Annotated in this window: 24 protein-coding genes; 8 read left to right on the forward strand and 16 right to left on the reverse strand. The window is 54.2% G+C overall.

Features of this window, described 5'->3' with window-relative positions; translation table 11 throughout:
• Positions 1-202: 202 nt before the first annotated feature.
• The 4 genes from radC to mutM all read left to right on the forward strand — a co-directional run bounded on the left by radC (position 203) and on the right by mutM (position 2,393).
• Positions 203-853: a RadC family protein gene (gene radC / locus COO59_RS15535; RefSeq protein WP_276308275.1), complete on the forward strand. Its 651-nt coding sequence runs from the start codon at positions 203-205 to the stop codon at positions 851-853.
• Between the two features lie 239 nt (positions 854-1,092).
• The gene (gene rpmB, locus COO59_RS15540) at positions 1,093-1,329 is read left to right on the forward strand and encodes a 50S ribosomal protein L28 (protein WP_038629143.1); all 237 of its coding nucleotides are present in this window, start codon (positions 1,093-1,095) and stop codon (positions 1,327-1,329) included.
• An 11-nt stretch (positions 1,330-1,340) separates the two neighbouring features.
• A complete protein-coding gene (gene rpmG, locus COO59_RS15545) occupies positions 1,341-1,508 on the forward strand; it encodes a 50S ribosomal protein L33 (protein ID WP_013094893.1) in 168 nt (55 codons plus the stop codon).
• A 75-nt stretch (positions 1,509-1,583) separates the two neighbouring features.
• Positions 1,584-2,393 (forward strand): bifunctional DNA-formamidopyrimidine glycosylase/DNA-(apurinic or apyrimidinic site) lyase, encoded by an 810-nt coding sequence (gene mutM / locus COO59_RS15550; protein WP_103060676.1) that lies wholly within the window; start codon positions 1,584-1,586, stop codon positions 2,391-2,393.
• 2 nt (positions 2,394-2,395) lie between these two features.
• Here the strand turns inward: mutM and coaD are convergent, their stop codons facing one another.
• The 8 genes from coaD to COO59_RS15590 form a co-directional block, all read right to left on the reverse strand.
• Positions 2,396-2,887, reverse strand: coding sequence for a pantetheine-phosphate adenylyltransferase (gene coaD, locus COO59_RS15555; RefSeq protein ID WP_103060677.1), 492 nt, complete (start codon positions 2,885-2,887; stop codon positions 2,396-2,398).
• Positions 2,884-3,663, reverse strand: a complete 780-nt coding sequence (locus COO59_RS15560; RefSeq protein WP_103060678.1) for a glycosyltransferase family 2 protein — start codon at positions 3,661-3,663, stop codon at positions 2,884-2,886. Before COO59_RS15560 ends, coaD begins: the two co-directional genes overlap by 4 nt.
• Positions 3,664-4,938, reverse strand: coding sequence for a lipid IV(A) 3-deoxy-D-manno-octulosonic acid transferase (waaA, locus tag COO59_RS15565; protein WP_103060679.1), 1,275 nt, complete (start codon positions 4,936-4,938; stop codon positions 3,664-3,666).
• A 76-nt stretch (positions 4,939-5,014) separates the two neighbouring features.
• Entirely contained in the window at positions 5,015-6,163 is a 1,149-nt protein-coding gene (locus COO59_RS15570) for a glycosyltransferase family 4 protein (protein ID WP_103060680.1), read from the reverse strand.
• On the reverse strand, positions 6,156-7,232 hold the full coding sequence (gene rfaQ / locus COO59_RS15575) for a putative lipopolysaccharide heptosyltransferase III (RefSeq protein ID WP_103060681.1): 1,077 nt from the start codon (positions 7,230-7,232) through the stop codon (positions 6,156-6,158). Before rfaQ ends, COO59_RS15570 begins: the two co-directional genes overlap by 8 nt.
• Before the next feature lie 94 nt (positions 7,233-7,326).
• Positions 7,327-8,328, reverse strand: coding sequence for a glycosyltransferase (locus COO59_RS15580; protein ID WP_103060682.1), 1,002 nt, complete (start codon positions 8,326-8,328; stop codon positions 7,327-7,329).
• Positions 8,329-8,330: 2 nt separating this feature from the next.
• Complete coding sequence (locus tag COO59_RS15585) at positions 8,331-9,431, reverse strand: glycosyltransferase family 9 protein (RefSeq protein ID WP_103060683.1); 1,101 nt, start codon at positions 9,429-9,431, stop codon at positions 8,331-8,333.
• Between the two features lie 83 nt (positions 9,432-9,514).
• Positions 9,515-10,600, reverse strand: a complete 1,086-nt coding sequence (locus COO59_RS15590; protein ID WP_103060684.1) for a glycosyltransferase — start codon at positions 10,598-10,600, stop codon at positions 9,515-9,517.
• Positions 10,601-10,875: 275 nt separating this feature from the next.
• On the opposite strand from COO59_RS15590, the gene COO59_RS15595 reads away from it, so the two are divergent.
• Positions 10,876-11,841, forward strand: a complete 966-nt coding sequence (locus COO59_RS15595) for a polysaccharide deacetylase family protein (RefSeq protein ID WP_103060685.1) — start codon at positions 10,876-10,878, stop codon at positions 11,839-11,841.
• Between the two features lie 8 nt (positions 11,842-11,849).
• Complete coding sequence (locus COO59_RS15600) at positions 11,850-13,115, forward strand: O-antigen ligase family protein (RefSeq protein ID WP_165786527.1); 1,266 nt, start codon at positions 11,850-11,852, stop codon at positions 13,113-13,115.
• 15 nt (positions 13,116-13,130) lie between these two features.
• Here the strand turns inward: COO59_RS15600 and COO59_RS15605 are convergent, their stop codons facing one another.
• From COO59_RS15605 to rfaD, 4 genes are read right to left on the reverse strand one after another with little or no spacing between them, the layout of a single operon-like run.
• A complete protein-coding gene (locus tag COO59_RS15605) occupies positions 13,131-14,054 on the reverse strand; it encodes a glycosyltransferase family 2 protein (protein ID WP_103060687.1) in 924 nt (307 codons plus the stop codon).
• Complete coding sequence (gene rfaC / locus COO59_RS15610; protein ID WP_103060688.1) at positions 14,051-15,031, reverse strand: lipopolysaccharide heptosyltransferase RfaC; 981 nt, start codon at positions 15,029-15,031, stop codon at positions 14,051-14,053. The genes COO59_RS15605 and rfaC overlap by 4 nt, the downstream gene beginning before the upstream one ends.
• Entirely contained in the window at positions 15,028-16,077 is a 1,050-nt protein-coding gene (rfaF, locus tag COO59_RS15615; RefSeq protein ID WP_103060689.1) for an ADP-heptose--LPS heptosyltransferase RfaF, read from the reverse strand. Before rfaF ends, rfaC begins: the two co-directional genes overlap by 4 nt.
• Before the next feature lie 16 nt (positions 16,078-16,093).
• Positions 16,094-17,026, reverse strand: a complete 933-nt coding sequence (gene rfaD / locus COO59_RS15620) for an ADP-glyceromanno-heptose 6-epimerase (RefSeq protein ID WP_103060690.1) — start codon at positions 17,024-17,026, stop codon at positions 16,094-16,096.
• Between the two features lie 228 nt (positions 17,027-17,254).
• Here rfaD and COO59_RS15625 point away from each other — a divergent pair, with 228 nt between their 5' ends.
• Together COO59_RS15625 and tdh are read left to right on the forward strand one after the other, a co-directional pair.
• A complete protein-coding gene (locus tag COO59_RS15625; RefSeq protein WP_103060691.1) occupies positions 17,255-18,451 on the forward strand; it encodes a glycine C-acetyltransferase in 1,197 nt (398 codons plus the stop codon).
• An 11-nt stretch (positions 18,452-18,462) separates the two neighbouring features.
• Positions 18,463-19,491, forward strand: coding sequence for an L-threonine 3-dehydrogenase (tdh, locus tag COO59_RS15630; RefSeq protein WP_103060692.1), 1,029 nt, complete (start codon positions 18,463-18,465; stop codon positions 19,489-19,491).
• Positions 19,492-19,536: 45 nt separating this feature from the next.
• On the opposite strand, the gene COO59_RS15635 is transcribed toward tdh, so the two are convergent.
• The 4 genes from COO59_RS15635 to envC all read right to left on the reverse strand — a co-directional run bounded on the left by COO59_RS15635 (position 19,537) and on the right by envC (position 23,985).
• Positions 19,537-20,445: a hypothetical protein gene (locus COO59_RS15635; RefSeq protein WP_103060693.1), complete on the reverse strand. Its 909-nt coding sequence runs from the start codon at positions 20,443-20,445 to the stop codon at positions 19,537-19,539.
• On the reverse strand, positions 20,438-21,670 hold the full coding sequence (locus COO59_RS15640; RefSeq protein WP_103060694.1) for a glycosyltransferase: 1,233 nt from the start codon (positions 21,668-21,670) through the stop codon (positions 20,438-20,440). Before COO59_RS15640 ends, COO59_RS15635 begins: the two co-directional genes overlap by 8 nt.
• Positions 21,671-21,756: 86 nt before the next feature.
• Positions 21,757-22,656: a divergent polysaccharide deacetylase family protein gene (locus tag COO59_RS15645; RefSeq protein WP_103060741.1), complete on the reverse strand. Its 900-nt coding sequence runs from the start codon at positions 22,654-22,656 to the stop codon at positions 21,757-21,759.
• A gap of 21 nt (positions 22,657-22,677) precedes the next feature.
• A complete protein-coding gene (gene envC, locus COO59_RS15650) occupies positions 22,678-23,985 on the reverse strand; it encodes a murein hydrolase activator EnvC (RefSeq protein WP_103060695.1) in 1,308 nt (435 codons plus the stop codon).
• Positions 23,986-24,227: the final 242 nt, after the last annotated feature.

A 24,227-nucleotide genomic window follows, 5' to 3' on the forward strand; every position in this document is an offset into this window, starting at 1 on the left:
ATTCGCTTCTGCCCTTATTGACCTTCTGACGAGCCAGGTCTGTCACAATGGCGCGATTTTAACACATTCTTACGGTCACGCCGTTTAGCATCCCGCCACCTTTGCGAGCCGTCTCGAAAAGTTAAATTTAGCCGCTGGTTGTATCGCGCCGACAGGCGCAAAGTAAAGGCCGGATAGCGAAAACAGCCAGCAGGAGAGGCGCGTGTTAAAACCCAGGGAAAAGTTAGCGAAAATGGGCGCGCCAGCGCTAAGCGATGCGGAGTTACTGGCCATTTTTTTACGCACAGGAGCGTGCGGCAAGCCGGTCATGGCGCTGGCGCATGAGCTGCTGGAAACGTTTGGCTCGCTCTATCTGCTAATGAGCGCTGAAAAGAGCGCGTTCAAAGCGATTAAAGGCGTAGGCGATGCCAAACTGGCGCAGCTGCATGCGGTAGCGGAGCTGGGGCGACGTTTTTTCCATGCGCGGCTGGCGCGTGAAAACGTGCTGGAAAATCCTCAGCTGACGCAGCAGTATCTGCAAAGCGTACTGGCGCATCAGGAGCGCGAAATTTTTATGGCTATCTTTCTGGATAATCAGCATCGGGTGCTGCAGGCGCAGCAGATGTTTACCGGCACGATTGCCAGCGTGGAGGTGCATCCGCGTGAAATTGTGCGTGTGGCGCTAAAGCTTAATGCGGCGGCGCTGATTCTGGCGCACAATCACCCTTCCGGTCGCGCGGAGCCGAGCGCCGCCGATCGGGATATTACCCAGCATATTAAGCAGGCCTGTCTGCTGATGAATATTCGCGTGCTCGACCATTTAGTGATTGGCAGGGGAGAATACGTTTCTTTCGCCGAGCGCGGCTGGCTTTAAGCGCAAAAATTGCCTTTTTTCTGTGCTATTTCGGCGATCCATGGGGATCTTTATCTGTTCGGGACTTGAGCGTTGGCAAGACAAGGCGTATACTACGCCACCTTTGAGAATCTCGGGTTTGGCGTTTAGGCCTGCTCAGCGGGTTCACATGGAACTCGCCTGGATGGGCTACAAGCCTGACGAGGCGGCCAAGACCTAGTTTTTAAAGCTCGAGCTGATTTGATTTTTGGAGAATTGACATGTCACGAGTCTGCCAAGTAACTGGCAAGCGTCCGGTGACCGGTAACAACCGTTCCCACGCAATGAACGCGACGAAACGCCGTTTCCTGCCGAACCTGCACTCTCACCGTTTTTGGGTTGAGAGCGAGAAACGTTTCGTTACTCTGCGTGTATCTGCTAAAGGTATGCGTGTAATTGATAAGAAGGGCATCGATACGGTTCTGGCCGATCTGCGTGCCCGTGGTGAGAAGTACTAAGGAACTGAATCATGGCTAAAGGTATTCGTGAGAAGATCAAGCTGGTTTCCTCTGCTGGTACAGGTCACTTCTATACCACCACGAAGAACAAACGTACTAAACCGGAAAAACTGGAACTGAAAAAGTTCGACCCGGTTGTACGCCAGCACGTGATGTACAAAGAAGCTAAAATTAAATAATTGCGGCTTCCACGAAAAACCCGGCTTCGGCCGGGTTTTTTGTTTTTATGAAACCGTAAAACGTGAGGAGCTGTCATGCCTGAATTACCTGAGGTAGAAACCAGCCGTCGCGGCATTGAACCGCACCTGGTAGGAGAAACCATTCTGTACGCAGTGGTGCGTAATCCGCGTTTACGCTGGCCCGTATCACAGGAGATTCATGCACTGAGCGACCGGCCGGTGCTGAGCGTGCAGCGTCGCGCAAAATACCTGCTGCTGGAGCTGCCTGAAGGTTGGATTATTATTCACCTTGGCATGTCGGGCAGCCTGCGCGTGCTGCCGGAAGCGATCCCGGCGGCGAAGCACGATCATGTCGATCTGGTGATGAGCAACGGCAAAGTGCTGCGCTATACCGATCCGCGTCGCTTTGGCGCCTGGCTGTGGAGTAACGATCTGCAGGGGAGCAATGTACTGGCGCACCTTGGCCCGGAGCCGTTAAGCGAACAGTTTAATACCGACTACCTGTTTGAAAAGTCGCGCGGGAAACGTACCGCGATTAAACCCTGGCTGATGGATAATAAGCTGGTGGTGGGCGTGGGCAACATCTACGCCAGCGAGTCGCTGTTTGCGGCCGGGATCTTGCCCGATCGTCCAGCCATGTCGCTGACGTATGAAGAAGTCGCGCTGCTGGTAAAGGTGATTAAGGCGGTATTACTGCGTTCAATCGAGCAGGGCGGCACCACGCTGCGTGATTTCCTGCAGAGTGACGGCAAGCCGGGCTACTTTGCTCAGGAGCTACAGGTGTATGGCCGCGCCGGTGAACCGTGCCGCGTGTGTGGCACGCTGATTGAAAGCGCTAAGCACGGACAGCGCAGCACCTTTTTCTGCCGTAGCTGTCAGAAATAACGTCAGTCGGCCTGGCCTGCGAGCTTTGCCATCAGCGCCTGATAGATCGACTCCGGCAGAAAAGCTTTTACTTCGCCACCGTGGCGGGCGACTTCTTTTACCAGTGAAGAAGAGATAAAAGAGTACTCTTCCGCAGGCATCAGAAAAACGCTTTCCAGCGACGGCAAAAGGTGGCGATTCATATGCGCCAGCTGCATTTCATACTCAAAATCAGATACCGCTCGCAGGCCGCGCACCAGCACGTTGGCCTGGCGATCGCGGGCGAAATTCGCCATCAGATCGCTAAAGCCGGTGACTTCCACGTTGGGTAAATGCGCGGTGGTCTGCTGCGCCAGCGCAACGCGTTCTTCCAGGCTGAACAGCGGTTTTTTGCCTGGGCTGGCGGCGATAGCCAGAATAATATGGTCAAACATCAGCGCTGCGCGGCTCAGAATATCCAGATGACCGAGGGTGAAAGGATCAAAGGTGCCGGGATAGATAGCTCTGGTACTCATTTTTTGTCTCCGCTACTCGACTGACCCAGCGCCCACAGCGCCGCGTACTTATTAAAAGTGTATTGCGCATTCACGACCGCCAGCAGCCAGCCCTGACTGCCGTCAAGGAAACCGGCGCGCAGCAGCAGCGTTTTGCAGAAAGCGCCCAGCGTATGGCTGAAAACAGAGAAAACGCCGCAGCGCTTACCCTGCCGGTGACGCTGCTGCGCCCAGGCTTCCGCATAGGCGAGCTGTTTACGCTGAAAGGCACAAAAATCGCGGCAGGTCAGATGTTGTAAATGTCCGGCCAGCGGCACAATCTGCGCCTGTCCCGTCTCCAGCGATTCATGCACCTGATGATTGTTATAACTATAGGCGCGCGGATAAAGACGCACCACGCGATCGGGATACCAGCCGCTATGACGCATAAAGCGCCCTAAAAATAGGTTCAGCCGTCCAAGACTGTAGACCTTATCCGGCTGCGGCGGCGTCTGAAGCACCTGTTCAATGGCGGCGCGCAGTTCCGGCGTGACACGCTCGTCCGCATCGATCATCAAAATCATTTCACCGCTGGCCCAGGTCTGCGCCAGCTGGCGCTGTCGACCATAGCCAGGCCATTGCCGGGAGTGAAAAACCTTCGCGCCATACTGTTGGGCCACAGCAAGCGTGGCGTCCTGGCTGCCGGAATCCAGCAGGATAATTTCATCGGCCCAGCTCACTGAAGCCAGGCAATCCGGCAACAGCGCCGCTTCGTTTTTAACGATCATTACCACTGACAGGCGTTGGCGTGCGGTCATTTAATGATTCCGTGGCGGCAGATAGGGTTCAAGCAGCTGGAGCAGACGCTGTAGCGCGCCCTGGTTCTGATGCAAGACCTCAACGGCGTGGCGGCCATGATAACGTCGATAGTCATCATCAATCAGCAGGTTGCCCACTTCATGCACCAGCGTGGCGGTATCGGTTACCGTAATCAGACCATCAGCCTGCTTCAGTTTGCCGCAAATATCTTTAAAATTAAAAGTATGCGGGCCCATCAGCACTGGAATGGCATGCGCCGCCGGCTCCAGCGGATTGTGGCCGCCGCGCTCTACCAGGCTGCCGCCCACAAAGGCCAGATCGGCAATGCCGTACAGCAGCATCAGCTCGCCCATCGTATCGCCGATAACCACCTGAGTGCTGCTGGAGGGAATTTCGCCGCTGCTGCGCAGCGTGTAGCTGAAGCCGCTTTTCTGCGTCATTTCCCGTGCGGTATCGAAGCGTTCAGGATGGCGCGGCACCAGAATCAATAACAGATCGGGGAAGTGCGCCAGCAGGCGACGGTGCGCGTCCAGTACGATAGCCTCTTCACCTTCATGGGTGCTGGTGGCGATCCACACCGGACGGCGCGGCGCCCATTGACGGCGTAGCGTAACCGCGCGCGCCGCCAGTTCGGGCGTAACGGAAATATCAAATTTCAGGCTACCGGTAATCGCCAGCTGAGACCGCTTCAGGCCCAGCTCGACAAAACGCGCGCCGTCTTCTTCATTTTGCGCCGCAATCAGCGTAATACGCTGCAGCAGCTGGCGCATAAATTTCCCCAGCTTTTTATAGCCCTTCGCTGAACGGGCCGACAGGCGCGCATTAGCGATAACCAGCGGCACCTGACGCTCATGCAGCGCTTTAATAAAGTTGGGCCACAGTTCGGTCTCCATAATGATGACCAGCCTGGGATCGACGGTATTAAGAAAGCGGTGGATCGCATCGGGCAAATCGTAAGGCAGGTAGACGTGATGCACATCTTTACCAAAAGCGGACTGAGCGCGCTCCGATCCGGTGGGCGTCATGGTGGTAACGGTGATGGGCAGCGTTGGATAACGATGACGCAGCGCCCGCACCAGCGGTACGGCAGCCAGCGTTTCACCGACCGAGACCGAATGCAGCAGAATGCCGCCGGGGCTCACTTTGCCTTCACAAAAGCCGTAGCGCTCCGCCCAGCGTTTACGATAGGCAGGCGCTTTGCGACCGCGCAGCCAAAGGCGCAGCCAGATCAGAGGCTGTATGAGGTAAAGCAGGGCGGTGTAAATCGTTGTCATACCGATCTTTACGACACTGATGCGTCAAACTTAAGCAAAATATGCGGAATGCGGCATGTTAGCAGATAACTTGCCGCTACTCATCTATCTTCGCCGCGCCGGAGAGTAGCTGCAGGTAAAGAGAATGCAATTCTGTGCCCAGCCGCTGCGGCGTATAAGGTTCTATTCTGGCGCGTGCCGCGTCGCCCATCGCTGGATCCTGCGTTTTTGCAGGAATGGCCTGTACGGCTTCATGTAATGCCTTGATATTCAGCGCATCGCAAACAAATCCCTGCTGGCCCTGAATAATAAATTCCGCGCCGCCGCAGCCGGTGCTGGTGATTACCGGCAGGCCACAGGCCATCGCTTCCAGAATAACGTTCGGGAAAGGATCGTACAGCGTCGGCAGAATTAAGCCGTCAGCAGCATGATAAAACGGCTGTACATCCTGCTGCACGCCGACAAAACGTAGACGATCCAGGCAGTTTAGCTGATTCGCCAGCTGTTGATAACGTGACTGGTGTTTATCCTGACCGACGACGATCAGATAGCGATCGCTATTAGCGATCGCCTGAATAGCCGCCTTCAGGCCTTTACGTTCAAAACCGGAGCCCACATAGATCAGCGCGACGGCCTGCTGTGGTATCGCCAGCTGCTGTCGGGTAGCGTAACGCGTGGCTTCGGTCGCCGGTTGAAAACGCTGTGAGTCGATGGCGTTATAAATAACGGTAATCCGATCTTCGGGCAGGTTAAAACAGCGGATAATATCTTGCTTCACCATCTCGGAATTGCAGATAACCTTCTTCAGCGCGGCGGAGTGGAACATCTCTTCTTCCGCCCGCAGCACGTAGCGATGATAAGGGCTAAGCGATGCGCTCAGCCGCTGCAGCGGTGAAACAATACGCGCGCGCTGCTCCAGCCAGACGCGATGTACGCCGTCGCCGGCACGGAAAATATCACAGCCGGCAATGCGTTCATGGCTCTGAACAATATCAAACTTCTCGCGCTGCCAGCAGGCACGCGCCGCCGATGCAAAGCCTCGCTCTCTGGATATGCGTCCCAGTTTGGGCGGATTACAAATATGCAGATGCCAGTCAGGTTTGGGCGTGCCTTGCCAGCTGCGGGTAATAATATTCAGATCGAGCTGCTTGCTATTTAACGCTTCCAGCGCCCGCGCGATAAAGCGTTCGGCACCGCCGTCGGGCCGGTATTTTTGGCGCACGATCGCCAGCCGTATTTTACGCATCCAGATAGCTCCTCGCCGCAGCAACCACATCTTCAACCGGAATGGCGCTTAAATAGCGCTGCTCGGTTTTCGTATCAATCGAGTCCGGCGTTGGCAGCGAACCGTAATCACCCGCCCAGATAACCCGATTGTTAGCGCCCCACGGTCGCCACTGCTGCAGCTTGGTTGGGCCGAATAAGGCGACGCAGGGCGTTTGCAGCGCCGCCGCCATATGCATAGGAGCGGAATCGACGCCGATAAACAGCCGGGCGTGATCGATAAGCGCTGCCAGCTGGGTCAGGCTGAGCTGTCCGGCAATCGTCGTCACCTGTGGATTCTGGCACAGGGAAAGAATATGCGCGATCATCGCCATTTCTTTCCGGTCGGGTGCCGCGGTTAATACAATATGCAGGCCGGGCTGATTTAACTGGTCAATTAACGCCGCGACCTTCTCATCTTCCCAGCATTTAAACGTCCAGCGCGAGGTCGGCTGGATGACGATGTAAGGGCCGTTAACGCCTTGCTCATGCAGCTGCCGCTGCGCCGCCAGCCACTCTTCATCAGCATAGTACATAGAGACGGGAACGCCGTCCGTTGCTATATCCAGCGGCGATAGCGCCAGCAGGTTTTGTTCTACCGTGTGCAGCTGGCTGAAGTTTTGCGTTGATACCAAATGATTATGGCAATAGTGCCAAAAGCGGTTATTACGCTTGTTGTAAGCAAAGCCAATGCGAACCGGTGCGCCAGAAAGACGCGTAATTAACGCGCTGCGCCATTGATCGGCCAGATTGATCACCACATCGTAATGGCTGTCCCGAATCGCGTTTACCAGCTTCAGCTCTTGTTTAGCCTGGTGCCAGACGCCCTGTTTCTTCCAGTTACGATCTATCAAATGCAGCTTACGGATTGCCGGATGCGCCTGCAGCATCGGGCGCGTTTCCTGATAAAGCAGCACATCGATCGCGGCGTTGGGATAACGCTGACGCAGCGCATTGATAACCGGGGTGGTCAGAAGCATATCGCCATGATGACGTAGCTTAATCACCAGAATATTGCGGGGAATAAAAGATGCAGGGATCTGACTTGCCATACAAAACCTGTCTCAGAATGAAGTGAGCCGATCTTAGGGCAAAGTCGCCGGGGGAGAAAGCGCAGCCTGCAGCATTCTCCCCGACGTTGCCCGCTTAGTGTTTACGCCAGCGGTAAATGCGGCTCAGCCAGAGCAGTAGCTGATACCACTGTTTCAGACCACGTGCATTACGCAACATTCTTCGGTGGGTTTGGGTTGAAAATATATCCGCAATAATGGCCTGACGCGCATCGGCGTCCGGCTCCCGGCGTACTGAATGACAGACGCTAAGCGCTTCATGGGTTATCTGATAATGAAACTGCGGATAGATTTTTACCTTGCCACGATAGCGCTGATTGATCTCTTCCAGCATACGCGCAATCTTCAGATAGTGACGCTGATACTCCACGTTACGCTGCCCGGTACGCTTGCGGTTGCTGATCGACCGATCGTGTACATAATAGCGATACAGAGCGGTATCGGTATAACGTACCCGGCGGGCATTGAGCATAAATTCCGTGGTCCAGGGAATATCCTGATGATGTAGCCCTGGCTCAAATAGCAGCCCATGCGATTTAATCAGCGATAAGCGATAGATCCCCATCCAGACGACATGCAGATAGCGCCGGGTCGCCAGCGCTTTATTCAACCAGGCTGCGCCGTCCAGTACGCCGGTTGAGGTTAATCGATCGAGCGGGATTAGCGTTCTGACGCGCTGGCTGCCGGAATAAAAGCATTCTGCGTTGCACTGGGCGACATCCAGATCGTCCTGTTCGGCCATCTCAACCAGCGTCTGATACATCGTTGGCGACAGGGTGTCATCGGCATCCGGAAAGGTAACATATTTACCGCGCGCCACCGCCAGGCCGGCGTTGCGCGCGCGTGAAACCCCGCCGTTTTCCTGGTTAATCACGCTGATATATTCATAACGAGCCGCATAGTCCGCAGCCCGCTCGGCGCTGCCGTCCGTCGAGCCGTCATTCACAATAATGACTTCGAGGTCGGTAAAGGTTTGCGCCAGCAGTGACGCCATAAAGGTGTCAAACATGTCGCCGGCGTTATACATCGGAATAATAACGCTCAGTAAAGGAGAGGCGGTTTTAGATTGTTGAGTCATGTTTAATGAGGCTTGGTTTGGCACAGCCGCTTCGGCTGGCGGGCAGCAATAAATGCGTAAATATCGTCAAGTTTGCGGCTATCGAGCGCGTAAAGCTGCTCTGCCGGATGATGGAACTGATACAGAGCGGCAAAAACAAACGAAGAAGGCGCAATATGATCGGGTCCAATTAGCAGGACATCGCCCAGGGGCCGCTGCTCTTCCACACAGCAGGGGCCATAAATCAATATTACCGGCACGCCGACGGCGTCAGCGATATAGACATTGCCGGAATCAGAAGCGATATAAAAATCCATCATGCTGATGGCATGCGGCAAACCTTCAAGCGGAATAGCGCCAATCAGGCTAATGATATTCTCGCGCTCGCCCACCACTTTATACAGCTCCTGCAGCCGATGCATTTCCGACGGCGCGCCAAAAACATAAAACAGGCAGGGCAGGTCAGCCAGCCGATCAAACAGGCGTTTCCATACCGAAGGAGGGATAGTTTTCGCCTGATTACCCGCAGAGATACTCAAACCGATTCTAATGCCGTCCTGACGCTGGAGCGTCGCGGGCACCGGGGCGAGAGGATAGAGCGGTTGCGTGGCGTGCTTTGAATAATGTTCTTTGGTCAGGGTGGGATCGGCCAGCTTAAGATAGTTTTCCAGCGTAAGCGTATTTTTCTCATGCTGCACCACGCTGTCAGCCGTCCAGTAGAACAGGCCCTGATACCATTTGCGGCGATAGTGCGATAAAAAACGTTTATTCGCCGCGTTACAGCAGGCCGCATAGAACAAATTAAGATTGTTGGGATGCAGCAGATAGACATTGTCGTATCGGTTCATTAACTGCAAAGCCAGACGAATTTTAGCCAACAGACCGCTTTTATGGTCTTCGATATACCAAATTTGCTGCAGCGTATCATCGTGCTGCGCCAGCGGCGCAACGGTACGGCTTAGCAGCGCGTCGCTATGTTGCAGGTGCGTCAGTAACGGCGTGATATTAACAAAGTCGCCAATTTTTGCCGTCTGGATCACCAGATTACGCCCTTCCTTTTTATGGAAAAGCTTCCTGATCCATTTAAGCGGCAGCAGTAAAATAAAAACGAGAATATAATTCACACCGTTTCCTCAGCGAGACTGGCAACGGGGCAACGCATAACCATCCCCTGCTAAAAATATTATTCCATTATTGCGCATCATAGTCAGTGCTCAATCAGCGCAAGATAGCGCAGGCAGATAGTCTCGATATGATAGGCCGAAAGATCGAGCTGCTGCAGATTAAACGGCCGATAATAAATATCCTTAATTCTTTCTGCCAGTGATTCGCTGGTCATTTCCGCCAGGCCACGTGCCAGTTCGCCTTGCAGGATGGACTCCGGGCCGCCAGGGCAACGGGTACTGACCACCGGGGTTTGACAAAGCAGCGCTTCAACCAGCACGTTGCCGAACCCTTCGCTATCAGAGCTGACGATCAGCATACGTGCATGATTTATCCATGCATAGGGATTATGGGTAAAGCCTTTGAAAATGACACGATCGGCAATGTCCAGCTGCTCCGCCAGCTGCTTTAGCTCGGCAATGCGTGCGGTATCACCCTGACCAATCAGTACCAGCGGCGCCTGCAAACCGCTATGCGCATAGGCCTGTAACAGGCGATCGTGGCGTTTTGTTGGATGAAAGCGCCCAACGTGCAGTAAATAATCCTGGCCTGCCAGCTCGCACGTTTCCTGCGCCTGCTGCAAGATCTGGTCGACATCGAAAGGGTTATAGATAACGGCTTCTTTCGCCGGCGTAATGCCGTAATGCTGCTTCAGGTCATCTATAACAAACTGAGAAACGCCGATAACGTTGCGATTTTGATAGACCCGGCGGGTTTTTTGAATTTTAAGCCAGCGGGAAAAGCCTTTACGTCGCGTCAGATAAGAGGCGGAGAATACGCCGTGCAGGCAATACCAGGTCTTAGCGGGATCGAGATGACGGCAGCGACTAACGATGCGGTCAGTTTTGTGTAAATGAGAAATCACTAAATCAAAGGCGCCGTTTTGCTGCTCTGCCTTTACGATCGCCCGATCCAACAGGCGAGCCCGCCGTCGCAGTTCAGTAATTTTACGCCATGGCTTACGGCAGCGATCCTGGATCACCTGATAGTCCAGCCCGGCCGGTAAGGGATAATCACATACGCTGCGTAAAGAAAAGAGCGAAACGTGATGTCCCAGTGACAGCAGGCCCTTAGCCAGAGTCAGCACAACTTTTTCTGCGCCGCCCCCCGGTAAGCCATCGATGACCATCAAAATACGCCTGGACAATTTTAGAAATCCTTATGTGTGCAGCAAAGACACTGGCAAAAGTGTAAGAGTTATTTTGTTATTAGTTAAGTTTCTGAACCCACAAGCTGGGCAATACATTGGTTAAAGCTTAATAAAACGCAGTCAACGCTTAATTAAGCGAAGCTTAGCCTGCCATCAGCGGCAAAAGAAGAAGAATTATCGTAATGAAATAATTTTGCTCTGGCTAATGGGGCTGCGTAACATGGCGGCTCAACCAGTGGAGCGTTGGAAGTAAGATGAATAAACCGGCTTTTCTTATCACAATTGATACTGAAGGCGACAATCTTTGGCGCAATCGACAGACCATAACCACCCGTAATACGCTTTTTTTACCGCGTTTTCAGGCGCTCTGTGAAAAATATGGCTTTAAGCCGACCTGGCTGACGAACTATGAGATGGCGAGCGATCCGGCCTATGTCGAATTTGCCAGCGATGTGATTCTGCGCGGTCACGGCGAGGTGGGGATGCATCTGCACGCCTGGAACAGTCCGCCGGAAACGCCGCTAACCGATGATGACTGGCGCTGGCAGCCCTACCTGATTGAATATCCGGATGATCTGCTGCGTGACAAAGTAAAGTTCATGACCGACCTGCTGGAAGACAAATTTCAAACCAAAATGCTCAGCCATCGCGCCGGACGTTGGGCGTTTGATAAGCGTTATGCCGCAGTTCTGCGCGAGCTGGGCTATCAGGTTGACTGCTCGGTCACGCCACGCGTTAGCTGGCGCAATTCGCCTGGCGCGCCGCAGGGGCAGGGCGGCACGGACTATAGTCATTTTCCGCAGCACGCTTATTTCCTGGATCCGCAGGATATTTCACGCAGCGGCAATTCAACGCTGCTGGAAGTGCCGATGAGCATTCAGTATAAGCATCCGGCGTTAATGAATAAGCTGAAGCAGGGTTACGATCGGCTACGCGGTAAAAAACGCGGCCCGTCGGTTAACTGGCTGCGTCCTTGCGGCGGGAATCTGACGGCAATGAAGCGAGTCGCGGAACTAAGCCTGGCGCAGGGCAATGATTACGTAGAGTTTATGCTGCACTCTTCAGAATTTATGCCGGACGGCAGCCCGACGTTTAAAACTGAAGCAGATATTGAGCGGCTGTATGAAGATTTGGACGCGCTGTTTAGCTGGCTACAGCAGCGTACGCAGGGCATGACGCTGGCAGAATATTATCAATACTTTCAGGCAAGGTTAAAATGATTCGGGAAATGACATATACCGGTGGAACGAGCCGCTCGCTGACAAAAAAACACTGGCGTGATGCCCTCTATTTTTTTGCGGTATCGGCCGTTTTATTAGCCGTCATGTTTACTTTCATTAGCGAAAAAACGGCAAAGGTTTCTTTTTACTGGGCCTTTTATTTTTCCCTGATTGGAATTATTGCCAATGGCCGTCAGATTAGTCGGCAACATTTGTGGTTTACGGGTTTATTGGCTTTGCTGGGATGCAGTAAAGTGGCCTGGTTTTACTGGCACTACCTTGGCCAGGCGGACTATAACCCCTTTAATGATTATCTGAACGCTGGTAAACGTTTGCTGATCGCAGCAGTGATTAGTTATTATCTGTTTAGTCAGCTTGCCCGGCAGCAGCAGCTCACCCGGCGTATGATTGAGTGGGGGCTGATCGTCGCCTTTACTGGCGCGACGGCGTATGGGCTTTATCAATACTTTAGTACTACACGTCGGGTAGAGTTTGCGCTCGATCGCGCTACGATCTCTGCTTATGGCTATGCTATGTTGGCGGCGGCCGTGCTATTTATGCTGGCGGCAAAAAAACATGCGAAGGGGCAGCTACTGCTCTGTCTGGGCATATTTATTGTTGCCTGGTTTGTTATTATCCAGACCGGCACACGTAATATGATCGCGGCGTTTCCGTTCATTATCTTTTTTGTTGGGCTATTTCAGTTCCGCCATTTAGGCTGGAAGGGCGCGGCGGGTATTATCATCGCTATCGCCGTGCTGGCTGCAGTCTGTTACAAACCGATGATCAAACCCAGAGCAGACATCGCGATTGCTGAATTTAACCATTATGGCAACGATCGCGGAAATGATAACGGCTCCCTTACCAGCCGGCTGGCCATGTGGAATATTGGTACGGCCTGCTTCGCCGCTAATCCGCTGGGCATGAATATGGAACAACGGACGGCGTGGTTTAAGGAATATGTTAAAGCAAAGCACCGCGATGCCAGCGCGTTAAACTTTGTATCCATTCATCTACATAATGAACTGATTGATAGCGCTACGTTACAGGGTATCCAGGGCGCGATCGTAATGGTGCTGTTTTATCTGGCGATGATTGTGTACGCGCTGCGAAAAAATAATGCACTGCTGCTTTCTGTGATGCTGGCCGTGGTCATCAGTGGCTTAACGGATGTCGTTTTTATTAGCCGCGAGCTAACGGTCTGCGTTTCGCTTTTACTGACTCTTAGCCTGCTGTGGCAGAGCATCAACGCTGCGCCCCGGAAGCCGCGTTAATTCTTACACGGGCGGCTAGCTTAGCCGCCTGACTTTAAGCATTTTTCTCTTATAGCTCATTCTGATTTTGCCATTAACTAAGAAGCTGCCCAGGTTCTGCTGACAGATGCGTTTTTTCACTTTATCCCATTCCCCCTGCTGTTTTAATACAGCGGCGTGCCGATTAATCACATCAATCCAGTGGCAGGTAATAAGCGGCTTAAAATTATCAGGCAGCACTTCATCCATATGGGCGGTAGCAGCCAATAAACAGGCAATTTTTTCCGGATTCATTACGGTTGAAAGGCTGGAAGCATGTTTCCGGTAAAGATAAAAACCCGCCTCAGAAAACAGGATTTTTTTACTCCGGGTCAGCAACTGCGGAAAAAGCCAGGCATCTTCGTAACAGATAAAAGACGGGAAGGGATTTTCCACTAACAGACCGCGACGGAAATACTGACCAATAAAATGGGCCTGAAAATCCCGATGGATCAGAAATCGCGTTATAGCATCGTCAATGGTTAAACGAACTGGCGTACGAAAATGCCACTCTGGTAGCTTGCTGGCGCTACCGCTACGTTGTTCAATAATTTTGCTGAGATAAATATCAGGGGCTTGTTTATCCAGTATCTGTAAATGATCGGCAATCGCGCGCGGAAGTAACCGGTCATCCCCGTCGAGCATCAAAATATAATCGCCCCTGGCTAACGAAACAGCATGATTCCTAACCTTACCAATATTACGCAGCTGGGTTTGCTGGTGGCGAACATGAGGGTAAGTAGCGGCAAAGCGTTCAATAATGGCTTGCGAGTCATCTGATGAGGCATCATTAATGATAACGATCTCACAGCGTGAACCGGCATCGGCCAGGGAGGCGATAACGCTTTCCAGCGTTTCCTCAAGCCAGAGCGCGCAGTTATGCGCGGTGATAATAACGCTCAGGCGGTACGGCGTAGTCATAGCGGACTTGCGCTCAGCAGAGGCTGCAGCGCAGCGTTGACGCTGTCAGGCGTTATGGCCGCCATCTCATTGCCTTCAGGCGCACGCAGAGCCTGTTGGTTCAGCCCATAGCCGCCAATCAGGCCGGGATCCGTCGGGCCGTACAGCGTAATATTAGGGCGATCGAGCGCGGCGGTGAGATGGCTCAGGCCGGTATCCACCGAAACGATGGCTTTTGCGCCCGCCAGCGTTTGCGCCACCTGCTCCAGCGTCAGCTTCGGCAGGACTTCAACGTGGCCAAAACCGGCGGCCAGACGCTGCGCCCGTTGATGCTCGTGCTCCGCGCCCCAGGGCAGTTTAATATGCAAACCGGTCGGCTCAATTAAGGCAATCAGCTCACGCCAGTGGCTTTCCGGCCAGTGTTTATTATCACGCGTGGTGGCATGCAGAAATACTAGGTAGCGCCCCGCGTCTGCAGGCGGGTGGGCAAGAAAATGGGAGGCAATGGCGTAATCGCCCTGCGTTTGCGGTTTCTTATAGCCAAGACTTTTGGCAAACAGTTCACGGGTGCGTTCTACGGCATGTTGACGCTTATCTATTTCGTGGCGTTTGTCATACCACCAGCTGGCGAAAGGCTCACGCGCGCTGCGGCTGTCCTGGCCATGCCTGACGCCTTTCGCCAGCCGGGTAACCAGCGCCGCACTTTTAATCAGACCCTGAGCATCAATAACCACATCATATTCGCGCGCCTGCAGCGCCCGTTTAAACGCGACGCGCTCTTCTCGCTGCTGGCTGCCGAACCAGTGTTTGCGCCAGCGGCGAATCGCTACCGGTAGCACGCGGTCCACCGCCGGGTGCCAGCCAGGAATTTGGGCAAAGTTTTCTTCAACCACCCAGTCAAAGCGAATATCAGGTATTTCCCGCATGGCATCGGTCAGCGCCGGTAGCGTATGGAGTACGTCCCCCATTGAAGAAGTTTTAACAATCAGTACTTTCATGCACGCTCCTGCTGGCTTAATAAAGCCATGAGTTCTTCCATAACGCGAGCGGGCTGAATATCAATCAGGCTTTGATGATAGCCCTGTTCCGCCTCGCCTTTACGCACCTTATGATAGCCGGTAATCAGGCGAATCACGCGGGCCTGCTGCGATAGCGGTGGAGTAAAGTCAGGGCTGCTGGGCCCGTACAGCGCCACCAGCGGGCGATTCAGCGCGGCGGCGATATGCATCAGTCCGGAATCATTGCTGACCACCGCATGGCAGTGCGCCAGCAGAATCACCGCCTGTTCCAGTTTGGTTTCACCGGCCAGGTTATGACAATAGTGACGTCCGGCTTCATCCAGCGTTTGCCGGATCTGCTCGCCGGTTTCCCGATCCTTCGCCGAGCCAAACAGCACGACCTGATAGCCGGCAGCGATAAGCTGCTGCGCCAGCGTGGCATAGTGATAGTGCGGCCAGCGCTTGGCTGGGCCAAATTCCGCGCCTGGGCAGAAACCAATTATCGGCCTGTCGGCGGTCAGAGCAAACAGCGCTGCGGTTTCGATTTTTTCCTGCTCTTCCACCTGCAGGCGCGGCCACAGTAAAGGCTGCGGCAGATCGCGGGCGCTTTTAATCCGCGATGCGTCATAGGCCAGAGCGACATAGCGCTCCACCATCAACGGAAAAGCGGGCTTATCCAGAACGCGCAGATCGTTTAACAGACCGTAGCGCATTTCGCCGCGCCAGCCCACGCGCTGCGCAATACCGGCAAAAAAAGGCACCAGCGCTGATTTAAATGAGCCGGGCAACACGTAGGCACGCTGATATTTTTTATGTCGCAGCGCTTTACCAAGACGATAGCGCTCGCCCAGCGCCAGCGCGCCGTGGCCCAGCGGCATCGCCAGTGCGTCGTTGACTTCCGGCATGCGCGACAGTAACGGACGGCACCAGGCGGGCGCCATCACGTCAATTTCGGCATCAGGATGCTCGGCCTTCAGCGTGCGATAGAGACTTTGCGACATCATCATATCGCCGACCCAGGAAGGGCCGATTACCAGTATTTTCATGCCGGGTGCGCCTTCCTTATGCGTCGCGGTTCAGCCAGGCCATATAATCAGTCACGCCTTCGGCTACGGTTTTAAACGGCTTGTCATAGCCCGCCGCCCGCAGATTAGTGAGATCCGCTTTGGTATAAGCCTGATAGCGCCCTTTAAGTTTTTCCGGGAAAGGGATGTATTCGATAGCGCCTTTCTGATGGTACGCCAGCGCGGCATCCGCCACGGCCTGGAAAGATTCGGCGCGGCCAGTTCCGCAGTTAAAAATGCCGGAAACGCCTTTTTTCCAGAACCACAGATTAACCGCAGCCACATCGCTGACGTGAATAAAGTCACGCTTGAAGTTATCGCTGCCTTCGAACAGTTTGGGATTTTCGCCGTTGTTCAGCTGCGTATTGAGATGGAAGGCGACGCTTGCCATGCTGCCTTTATGGCCTTCACGCGGTCCGTAAACGTTAAAGTAGCGGAAGCCGCACACCTGAGAATCCGCTTCCGGCAGGATTTGGCGTACGTAGTGATCGAACAGCATTTTCGAGTAGCCGTAAACGTTCAGCGGCTGTTCGTACGGACGTTCTTCGATAAAGTTGTCGTTGCGTCCGCCGTAGGTGGCCGCAGAAGAGGCGTAAAGGAAAGGAATTTCACGCTCCAGGCAGAAGTGCAACAGCTCTTTGGAGTACTGATAGTTATTATCCATCATGTACTTGCCGTCCCACTCGGTGGTTGAAGAACAGGCACCTTCATGGAAAACCGCTTCAATATTACCCAGATCATCACCGGCCATCACGCTGGCGATGAAATCCTCTTTATCCATGTAGTCAGTAATATCCAGATCGACCAGATTAACGAACTTGGTGCCGTCTTTCAGATTATCCACTACCAGAATATCGGTAATACCTTCGTCATTGAGCGCTTTAACAATATTGCTGCCGATCATACCGGCGCCGCCAGTCACAATAATCATGTGCTTAACCTTAAACAGTGAGGCGGAACGGGGAGTTCCACACCTAAATAACTATCATCATAACATTTCATCGGCATACAGGCAGCCAGAGGAGTCCGTAACGAAATGTAACCCCGGCATCAGGCGTGATATATGCTGCAAAATTAACATTCTGTTGCGTCAAATATCGTTTGCTTAGCAAGCGTTCAGTATGATGTGCCGACTATAAGCCGGTAATGGAGAATAAAAATGCCTGCAGATTTTTATCGTCAAATTAAGCAACAGCTGGCAGTAACGCAACAGGAAGGTTTGTTTAAGCAGGAGCGGATTATTACTTCGGCGCAGCAGGCCGATATTCGCCTTGCAGCGGGTCAGGAGGTGGTTAACTTTTGCGCGAATAACTATCTTGGACTGGCCAATCATCCGGCATTAATTCTGGCGGCCCAGAAGGGAATGGACAGCCACGGTTTTGGCATGGCCTCGGTGCGCTTTATCTGTGGAACGCAGGATATTCACAAGCAGCTGGAACAGCGGCTGGCTGAATTTCTCGGTATGGAAGACGCTATTCTCTATTCCTCCTGTTTCGATGCCAACGGCGGGCTGTTTGAAACCCTGCTGGGAGCGGAAGATGCGGTGATTTCCGATGCGCTGAATCACGCTTCGATTATCGACGGCGTACGTCTGTGCAAGGCGCGCCGCTATCGTTATGCCAACAACGATATGGCAGAACTGCGTGCCCGGCTTGAAGAGGCGCGGGCGGCGGGTGCGCGCCATATTCTTATCGCTACCGATGGCGTATTTTCTATGGACGGCGTCATCGCCAATCTGCGCGGCATTTGCGATCTCGCCGATGAGTTTGATGCGCTGGTGATGGTGGATGATTCGCACGCGGTGGGCTTTGTGGGCGCGGGCGGTCGCGGTACACATGAATACTGCGAGGTGATGGGACGCGTCGATATTATTACCGGCACGTTGGGCAAAGCGCTCGGTGGCGCCTCCGGTGGCTATACGGCGGCAAAAAAAGAGGTAGTGGAGTGGCTGCGTCAACGCTCGCGGCCCTATCTGTTCTCTAACTCTTTGGCGCCGACGATTGTCAGTGCATCGCTGCGGGTGCTGGATATGCTGAGCGAAGGCGACGGGTTGCGGCAGCGGCTGTGGGATAACGCCCGTTACTTTCGCCAGGCGCTAACCGATGCGGGCTTTACTCTGGCCGGCGCCGATCACGCCATTATTCCGGTGATGCTGGGCGAGGCGAAGGTGGCGCAGGAGTTTGCTCGTTTGCTGCAGGACGAGGGCATCTATGTGACCGGCTTTTTCTATCCGGTGGTGCCGCAGGGGCAGGCGCGTATCCGTACGCAAATTTCGGCCGGGCATACGCACCAGCAGCTTGAGCGTGCGGTGGATGCCTTTACGCGCATTGGTAAACAGCTTGGCGTTATCGCCTGAGGGGAACGGTTATGAAAGCACTGGCAAAACTAAAGGCGACGGAAGGGATCTGGATGGTAACGGATGCACCGATTCCTGAACCCGGCCACAACGATCTGCTGATTAAAATCCGTAAAACCGCCATCTGCGGCACCGATATTCATATTTATAACTGGGATGAATGGTCGCAAAAAACCATTCCGGTGCCGATGATTGTCGGTCATGAATATGTGGGCGAAGTGGTTGCGGTGGGGCAGGAGGTCAAAGGCTTCGCCGTTGGCGATCGCGTATCGGGAGAAGGGCATATCACCTGCGGCCACTGCCGCAACTGTCGTGCCGGACGTACGCACCTCTGCCGCAATACCGTTGGCGTTGGCGTTAACCGTCAGGGCTGTTTCGCTGAATATCTGGTGATCCCGGCGTTTAACGCCTTTAAGATCCCCGATAATATCTCCGATGAGCTGGCGGCGATATTCGATCCCTTCGGCAACGCGGTACATACCGCTCTTTCCTTTGATTTAGTCGGCGAGGACGTGCTGATTACCGGGGCCGGGCCGATTGGGATTATGGCGGCGGCGGTCTGTAAACATGTCGGCGCGCGCCACGTAGTGATCACCGATGTGAATGAGTATCGCCTGGGGCTGGCGCGTCAGATGGGAGTAACGCGCGCGGTTAATGTAAGCCGTGAATCGCTGACGCAGGTAATGGGCGAGCTGGGCATGACCGAGGGCTTCGATGTCGGGCTGGAGATGTCCGGTGCGCCGCCCGCGTTCCGCACTATGCTGGAGGCGATGAATCATGGCGGGCGTATCGCGCTGTTGGGTATTCCGCCGTCAGATATGGCGATCGACTGGAATCAGGTAATTTTTAAAGGATTATTTATTAAAGGGATCTATGGCCGGGAGATGTTTGAAACCTGGTATAAAATGGCCGCGCTGATCCAGTCTGGCCTCGACCTGAAACCGATTATTACCCATCGCTATAGCATTGATGAGTTCCAGCAGGGATTTGATGAAATGCGCTCCGGTCGCTCAGGCAAAGTGGTGCTGAGCTGGGATTGATGTTTACCGGCTGCCCGCGTCAGGCCGGGGCGGGCAGCCGCACGCTTACTGTTTCTTTTCAGCATCGGTCAGGTAGCGCACCTTGCGCGTATAGTCCTGACCTTTAAACAGCAGCGGTGTATCAGCGGACTGGAGATATTTCTGCCATTCGCTCAGTGGAAAACCACCGTGTGCGCCAATCACCTCTTTCGGGATCGCCGCTTCCTGACCACCGATACGTTTGGAAACCGGCCAGTTTACCCAGTCACCCAGATTAACCGTTTTAAAATCAAGCATATCTAATAGCAGCGCCAGCGGGAGCTGATCCGTTGGCGGTTGCGTATCATCCATCAGGTGCCATGTATCATTGAAAAGCGCTTGCCATAAGGGGCAGAGCCGCTGCCAGCTTTTGCGTGTAGCCACCAAAAAAGCGCTGTTAACGTGATCAACCAGATAAGGCCGGATACTATTGCGGTAATACGCGGGCTTATTTCCCGCTGATGCGCCTTCCAGCTTTGCCGCCATCTTTCCCTGACGAAAGCTGGAATAAATATGACCATCTTTCGGACGAATATCCGGCATCTTTAATAGATTTAAATCAGAATCAATCATTAAAATTGCATCAGTAGCCGCATACAGAGGAGCCTGTATTTTAATTAAACGGCTGCGGTAGATTTGCTTATAGCGGTAGCTCCCTTCACGCTGCGGCACATCCAGCGTGACCACGCGCGCTTTCGGCGGCAAATTGCGGAAAAGCGCGACGGGCTGGTCGCTGACGATCACGATTTCTTCGGCCTGTTTGGCATAGCGCGAAGCGAACAGCGCGCTCAGCTCTGCCTCCTCGATAAAGTCGGCGCCGGTACAGGGGATCACAATGGAGGTGACGGATACCTCGCCCTGCACATCCGCCTGCGTATAGGGAATATTATGGCGCGACTGGATATAACGGTATTGAGGATTCAAAAAGTTAAGCATGAGAAGAAGGTTCCTTTGCCACGCTTTGTAGCAGGGCTTCGACGCCCGCCACATAATTTTCAATAGCGTAGTGAGCTTTAACGTTGGCATTAGCCTGTGAAATCAGCTGCTGGCGTAGAGCATTATTCTGACAGAGCGCCTGCATATGTGCGCAGAGACGCGCGGTATCGCCATATTCAAACAGCAGCCCGGTCTGCCCATCATCAACCAGCTCAGCGGTGCCCACGACGTTCGAGCCGATCACCGCAGTGTTGACCAGCATCGCCTCCAGCACCACGCGCGGCAGGCCCTCGCTTTTAGACGCCAGCACAAAAACATCCATGGCCGCCAGATAATCAAGCGCGTTATTACGAAAACCGGTAAACGTCACGCGATCGGCGATGCCTTCCCGCGCAGCCAGCTGCTGCAGGCTGTTCAGCTCCGGGCCAGCGCCGACTACGACCATATGCCAGTTAACCTGCGGGCAGGCTTGTTGAAAGGCGCTCAGCGCCTGCAGGGTATGATGCGTCGCCTTACGGGCGATCAATGAGCCGATGCTGCCGAATAAGAAACGGTCTTCCGGCAGGCCAAGCCGGGCGCGCACGGTCGCACGGTCGGGCAGCGGCTGGTGAATATCAATGGCGTTGGAGACCGTAAAGCAGCGTGAAGCCTCAACGCCGCTGGAGCGCAGCGTTTGGCAGACGCCGTGAGAAACGGCAATCACCGCGTTGACCCGCTGATTGATCATCCGAACCAGCCGCGGCGTCAGCAGCGGTTCGATACGACAATGCTGCACCAGGCCAACGGTCATATCGGCTACCGCCAGGTAACCTTCGACGTTAGTGCTGGGCTGGTTATTCATATACAGCGTATCGTAAGCGCCCTGAAGCAGCAGCTCACGTAGCCTGCGGGCGTTGGGCTCAACGCGCCAGCGGCGATCGATAATATCTGCCGCCCGCTTTTTCAGCGAGCGGCTGAAAAACAGCAGTGAGCGCAGCAGCTCTTTTTGCAGCTTGGCCGAGGCGGGCTGTTTGCGCTGCGGAATAAAGATGACCGGAATGCCAATGGCATTCAGCACTGACTCAATGGTTTCACCTTCACCGCGCTGATAATTATAATAAAAACAGCAGGTAATATCGAAACGATCGCGATCGATGCGCTTCAGCAGCTCCAGCATACTGTTCGTGCCGCCGCCCCATTCTCTGCCGTTATCCAGCAACAGGATTTTTTGTCGAGCTTGCGTCATCGCGCCATATCCTTTCGCTCACGGATAAAGAAATTATCAGGGCGGCATTATAGAGATTTACTGCCCTCCTGACGATGGACAATATGTCAAAACAGACTGCCGATCTTTTCCACCAGCGGGCTTTGTTCAACGCTCTCTGTAATCACGTTCAGCGCGCGCGTTGCCGGCACCGGCGTTAGCGGCTGCGGCGGACGGCAGAGCGCGACGCCACGGAACGGATTACGCGGCTTCGGCGCGGCTTTAGGCGGCACAGGCACAGGCACAGGCGCAACATGGTCTGACTGCGGTTCATTCAACAGCTGGCTGGGACGCACCAGCGTCACGTCTGCAGGCAGGCCAGGCAGCATCTGCTGCAGGACGCGTACGGTAGTGGGATGTGGATGACCAATAGCGATCGCTGAACCGTTGCGCTGCGCCAGACGCACCGCGCGATTAAACTGCTTACGGATCTCCGCTTCGTTCTGATTATCATCAAGAAACACGCGGCGCTTAATCACTTTTACGCGCGTGCCGGCGGCGGCACGCGTGGCCTGACTGTTGCCGATGGTCATGCTGTCGAGAAAGTAGAAGCTATAGTGATCCAGCACCTGCATGACTTTTTGCATTCCCGGCAGGCTGGAGGTCATTTTACTGCCCATATGATTATTCAAGCCCACGGCGTAAGGCACGTTATTCACCGCGTTCTGAATAATGCGGGCGATTTCTTCAGTGCTCATTTCCGGCTGTAGCGTATCCCGCTCCAGCGGCTGCTTGCTGAGCGGCGCCATCGGCAGGTGGATCAGCACTTCGTGCCCGTGCTGGTGGGCTTTGGTCGCCATTTCACGCGCGTGCGGGGCGGTGGGCAGTACCGCTACCGAAATGGCATTCGGCATCTGCAGCACCTGATTTTCCTGCTGTGGCCGATAGCCAAAATCATCAATCACGATAGCCAGCTTACCGGCGCTCGCTGAACAGGCGAACAGCAGGCCGCTTAGCGCCACGGCCATTTTTTTCACTGAAAACAACACTTATCTTCCTAACCACGGGAGTGGATTGACCGCCTGTCCCTGACGACGAATTTCAAAATAGAGTGATGGCTTGCCGCGGCCGCCGCTGGTGCCGACCAGCGCTATCGGCTGTCCGGCCTTCACCTGAGCGCCGGTAGCGACCAACGCGCTCTGGTTATAGCCGTACAGGCTCATGTCGCCTTTACCGTGTTCGACCACCACGACCAGCCCGTAGCCTTGCAGCCAGTCGGCCATCAGCACGCGTCCGTCGGCGATAGCTTTGACTTCGGTGCCTTCCGGCGCGCCGATCACCAGCCCTTTCCAGCGCAGCTCACCCTGGAGCGCTTCACCGAAGCGATGTTCGATGCGGCCACGTACCGGCCAGAATGCCTGACCGTCGGGACGGCCCAGGCCACCGGTACGCGACATCAACGAGCGCTCGCTTTCGGTGGGTTTATAGGTGGAACCTTTGGCTTTTGCCTGCGCCTGGCGTTTACGCACCTGTTCCGCCTCACGCGCCTCACGTTCGGCGCGCGCTTTTGCTTCGCGCTCGGCACGGGCAATTTTATCCTGCAGGCGGCTTTCGTTCTGGCGCATCTCTACCAGGTCAGCCTGATCTTTTTCCAGCGCGCTTTCCAGCGTAGTGAGCGTTTTTTTCCGCGCGGCACGCGCCTGTTCCAGCCGGACCTGTTGCGTTTGCTGTTCGCTTAGCAATGATGTTTGCTGGTTCTGTTTGTTCAGCAAATCCGCTTTTTGCGTAGCCAGGTCATGACGCGTTTTCTGCAGTTCATCAATGCTTTTTTGCCGCGCTTCGTTGAGATAGCCGAAGTAAGAAAGGATGCGTTCGCTGCGCTGGTTCTCTTCGCCGCTGAGCAGAAGCTGCAGGCCGCTATGCTTACCCTGACGAAAAGCCGCATCAAGCTGCTGCGCCAGCAGATTTTCCTGCTGCGTCTGCCGCTTTTGCAGTTGGGCAATAGAATGGTTTAGCGCGTCGATCTCTTTATTCAGACGGGTCAGCAACTGCTGAGTTTGCCGCAGTTTACGGCTGGCTTCGGCAATGATTTTTTCCTGACTTTGTAACTGATCCAACAGCTTGCTGCGTTGCTCTTTTTGTAAGCGAACGCTTTTTTCCTTTTCAGCAATGTCCTGCTGAATAGATTTAAGCTGGGATTTATTGTCATCCGCGGCGCTGGCGTGCAGCGGCAACAGCAACATGCCAGCACATAACAGGCTGACGGAGAGCGCGGACAGGCTGCTGCGTAACGGCGCGTAACCGGCCATAAAGTTACCTGGAGTCCATGAATGTAAAACTGATGCTTTTTCCCTCATAAGGAGTTGATTATTCCATGATGAATAGCCGCTTGCCAGCGATGGGCAACGCTTTTGCGTTTCTGTTCGTTTCAAACCTGTTTTCACCGCGCGGCAGGCGGCAGAAGACGCAATACGCTTTATTAAAAGGACATTAGCGGATAATTGCCGCCTCTGCCGCGCCTTTTTAGCGTCAGGTTTCGGTATTGTTTGCGCCACAGCAAAATTTTTCCGCTTTATACGGCAGAAAACGACACTCTCAC

The sequence above is a fragment of the Mixta theicola genome, assembly GCF_002895925.1.
Lineage (GTDB): Bacteria > Pseudomonadota > Gammaproteobacteria > Enterobacterales > Enterobacteriaceae > Mixta > Mixta theicola.

Bases quoted from the DNA above. Each gene is read 5' to 3' on its own strand.
- COO59_RS15590 (WP_103060684.1), bottom strand. From the start codon at position 10,600: ATGGTCATCGATGGCTTACCGGGGGGCGGCGCAGAAAAAGTTGTGCTG.
- COO59_RS15635 (WP_103060693.1), bottom strand. From the start codon at position 20,445: ATGCTTAACTTTTTGAATCCTCAATACCGTTATATCCAGTCGCGCCAT.
- COO59_RS15600 (WP_165786527.1), top strand. From the start codon at position 11,850: ATGACATATACCGGTGGAACGAGCCGCTCGCTGACAAAAAAACACTGG.
- COO59_RS15645 (WP_103060741.1), bottom strand. From the start codon at position 22,656: ATGGCCGTGGCGCTAAGCGGCCTGCTGTTCGCCTGTTCAGCGAGCGCC.
- COO59_RS15570 (WP_103060680.1), bottom strand. From the start codon at position 6,163: ATGCGTAAAATACGGCTGGCGATCGTGCGCCAAAAATACCGGCCCGAC.
- mutM (WP_103060676.1), top strand. From the start codon at position 1,584: ATGCCTGAATTACCTGAGGTAGAAACCAGCCGTCGCGGCATTGAACCG.
- COO59_RS15625 (WP_103060691.1), top strand. From the start codon at position 17,255: ATGCCTGCAGATTTTTATCGTCAAATTAAGCAACAGCTGGCAGTAACG.
- rpmB (WP_038629143.1), top strand. From the start codon at position 1,093: ATGTCACGAGTCTGCCAAGTAACTGGCAAGCGTCCGGTGACCGGTAAC.
- rfaF (WP_103060689.1), bottom strand. From the start codon at position 16,077: ATGAAAATACTGGTAATCGGCCCTTCCTGGGTCGGCGATATGATGATG.
- tdh (WP_103060692.1), top strand. From the start codon at position 18,463: ATGAAAGCACTGGCAAAACTAAAGGCGACGGAAGGGATCTGGATGGTA.
- rfaQ (WP_103060681.1), bottom strand. From the start codon at position 7,232: ATGGCAAGTCAGATCCCTGCATCTTTTATTCCCCGCAATATTCTGGTG.
- COO59_RS15640 (WP_103060694.1), bottom strand. From the start codon at position 21,670: ATGACGCAAGCTCGACAAAAAATCCTGTTGCTGGATAACGGCAGAGAA.
- COO59_RS15595 (WP_103060685.1), top strand. From the start codon at position 10,876: ATGAATAAACCGGCTTTTCTTATCACAATTGATACTGAAGGCGACAAT.
- COO59_RS15580 (WP_103060682.1), bottom strand. From the start codon at position 8,328: ATGACTCAACAATCTAAAACCGCCTCTCCTTTACTGAGCGTTATTATT.
- rfaC (WP_103060688.1), bottom strand. From the start codon at position 15,031: ATGAAAGTACTGATTGTTAAAACTTCTTCAATGGGGGACGTACTCCAT.
- envC (WP_103060695.1), bottom strand. From the start codon at position 23,985: ATGAGGGAAAAAGCATCAGTTTTACATTCATGGACTCCAGGTAACTTT.
- coaD (WP_103060677.1), bottom strand. From the start codon at position 2,887: ATGAGTACCAGAGCTATCTATCCCGGCACCTTTGATCCTTTCACCCTC.
- waaA (WP_103060679.1), bottom strand. From the start codon at position 4,938: ATGACAACGATTTACACCGCCCTGCTTTACCTCATACAGCCTCTGATC.
- COO59_RS15560 (WP_103060678.1), bottom strand. From the start codon at position 3,663: ATGACCGCACGCCAACGCCTGTCAGTGGTAATGATCGTTAAAAACGAA.
- rpmG (WP_013094893.1), top strand. From the start codon at position 1,341: ATGGCTAAAGGTATTCGTGAGAAGATCAAGCTGGTTTCCTCTGCTGGT.
- rfaD (WP_103060690.1), bottom strand. From the start codon at position 17,026: ATGATTATTGTGACTGGCGGCGCCGGTATGATCGGCAGCAATATTGTT.
- COO59_RS15605 (WP_103060687.1), bottom strand. From the start codon at position 14,054: ATGACTACGCCGTACCGCCTGAGCGTTATTATCACCGCGCATAACTGC.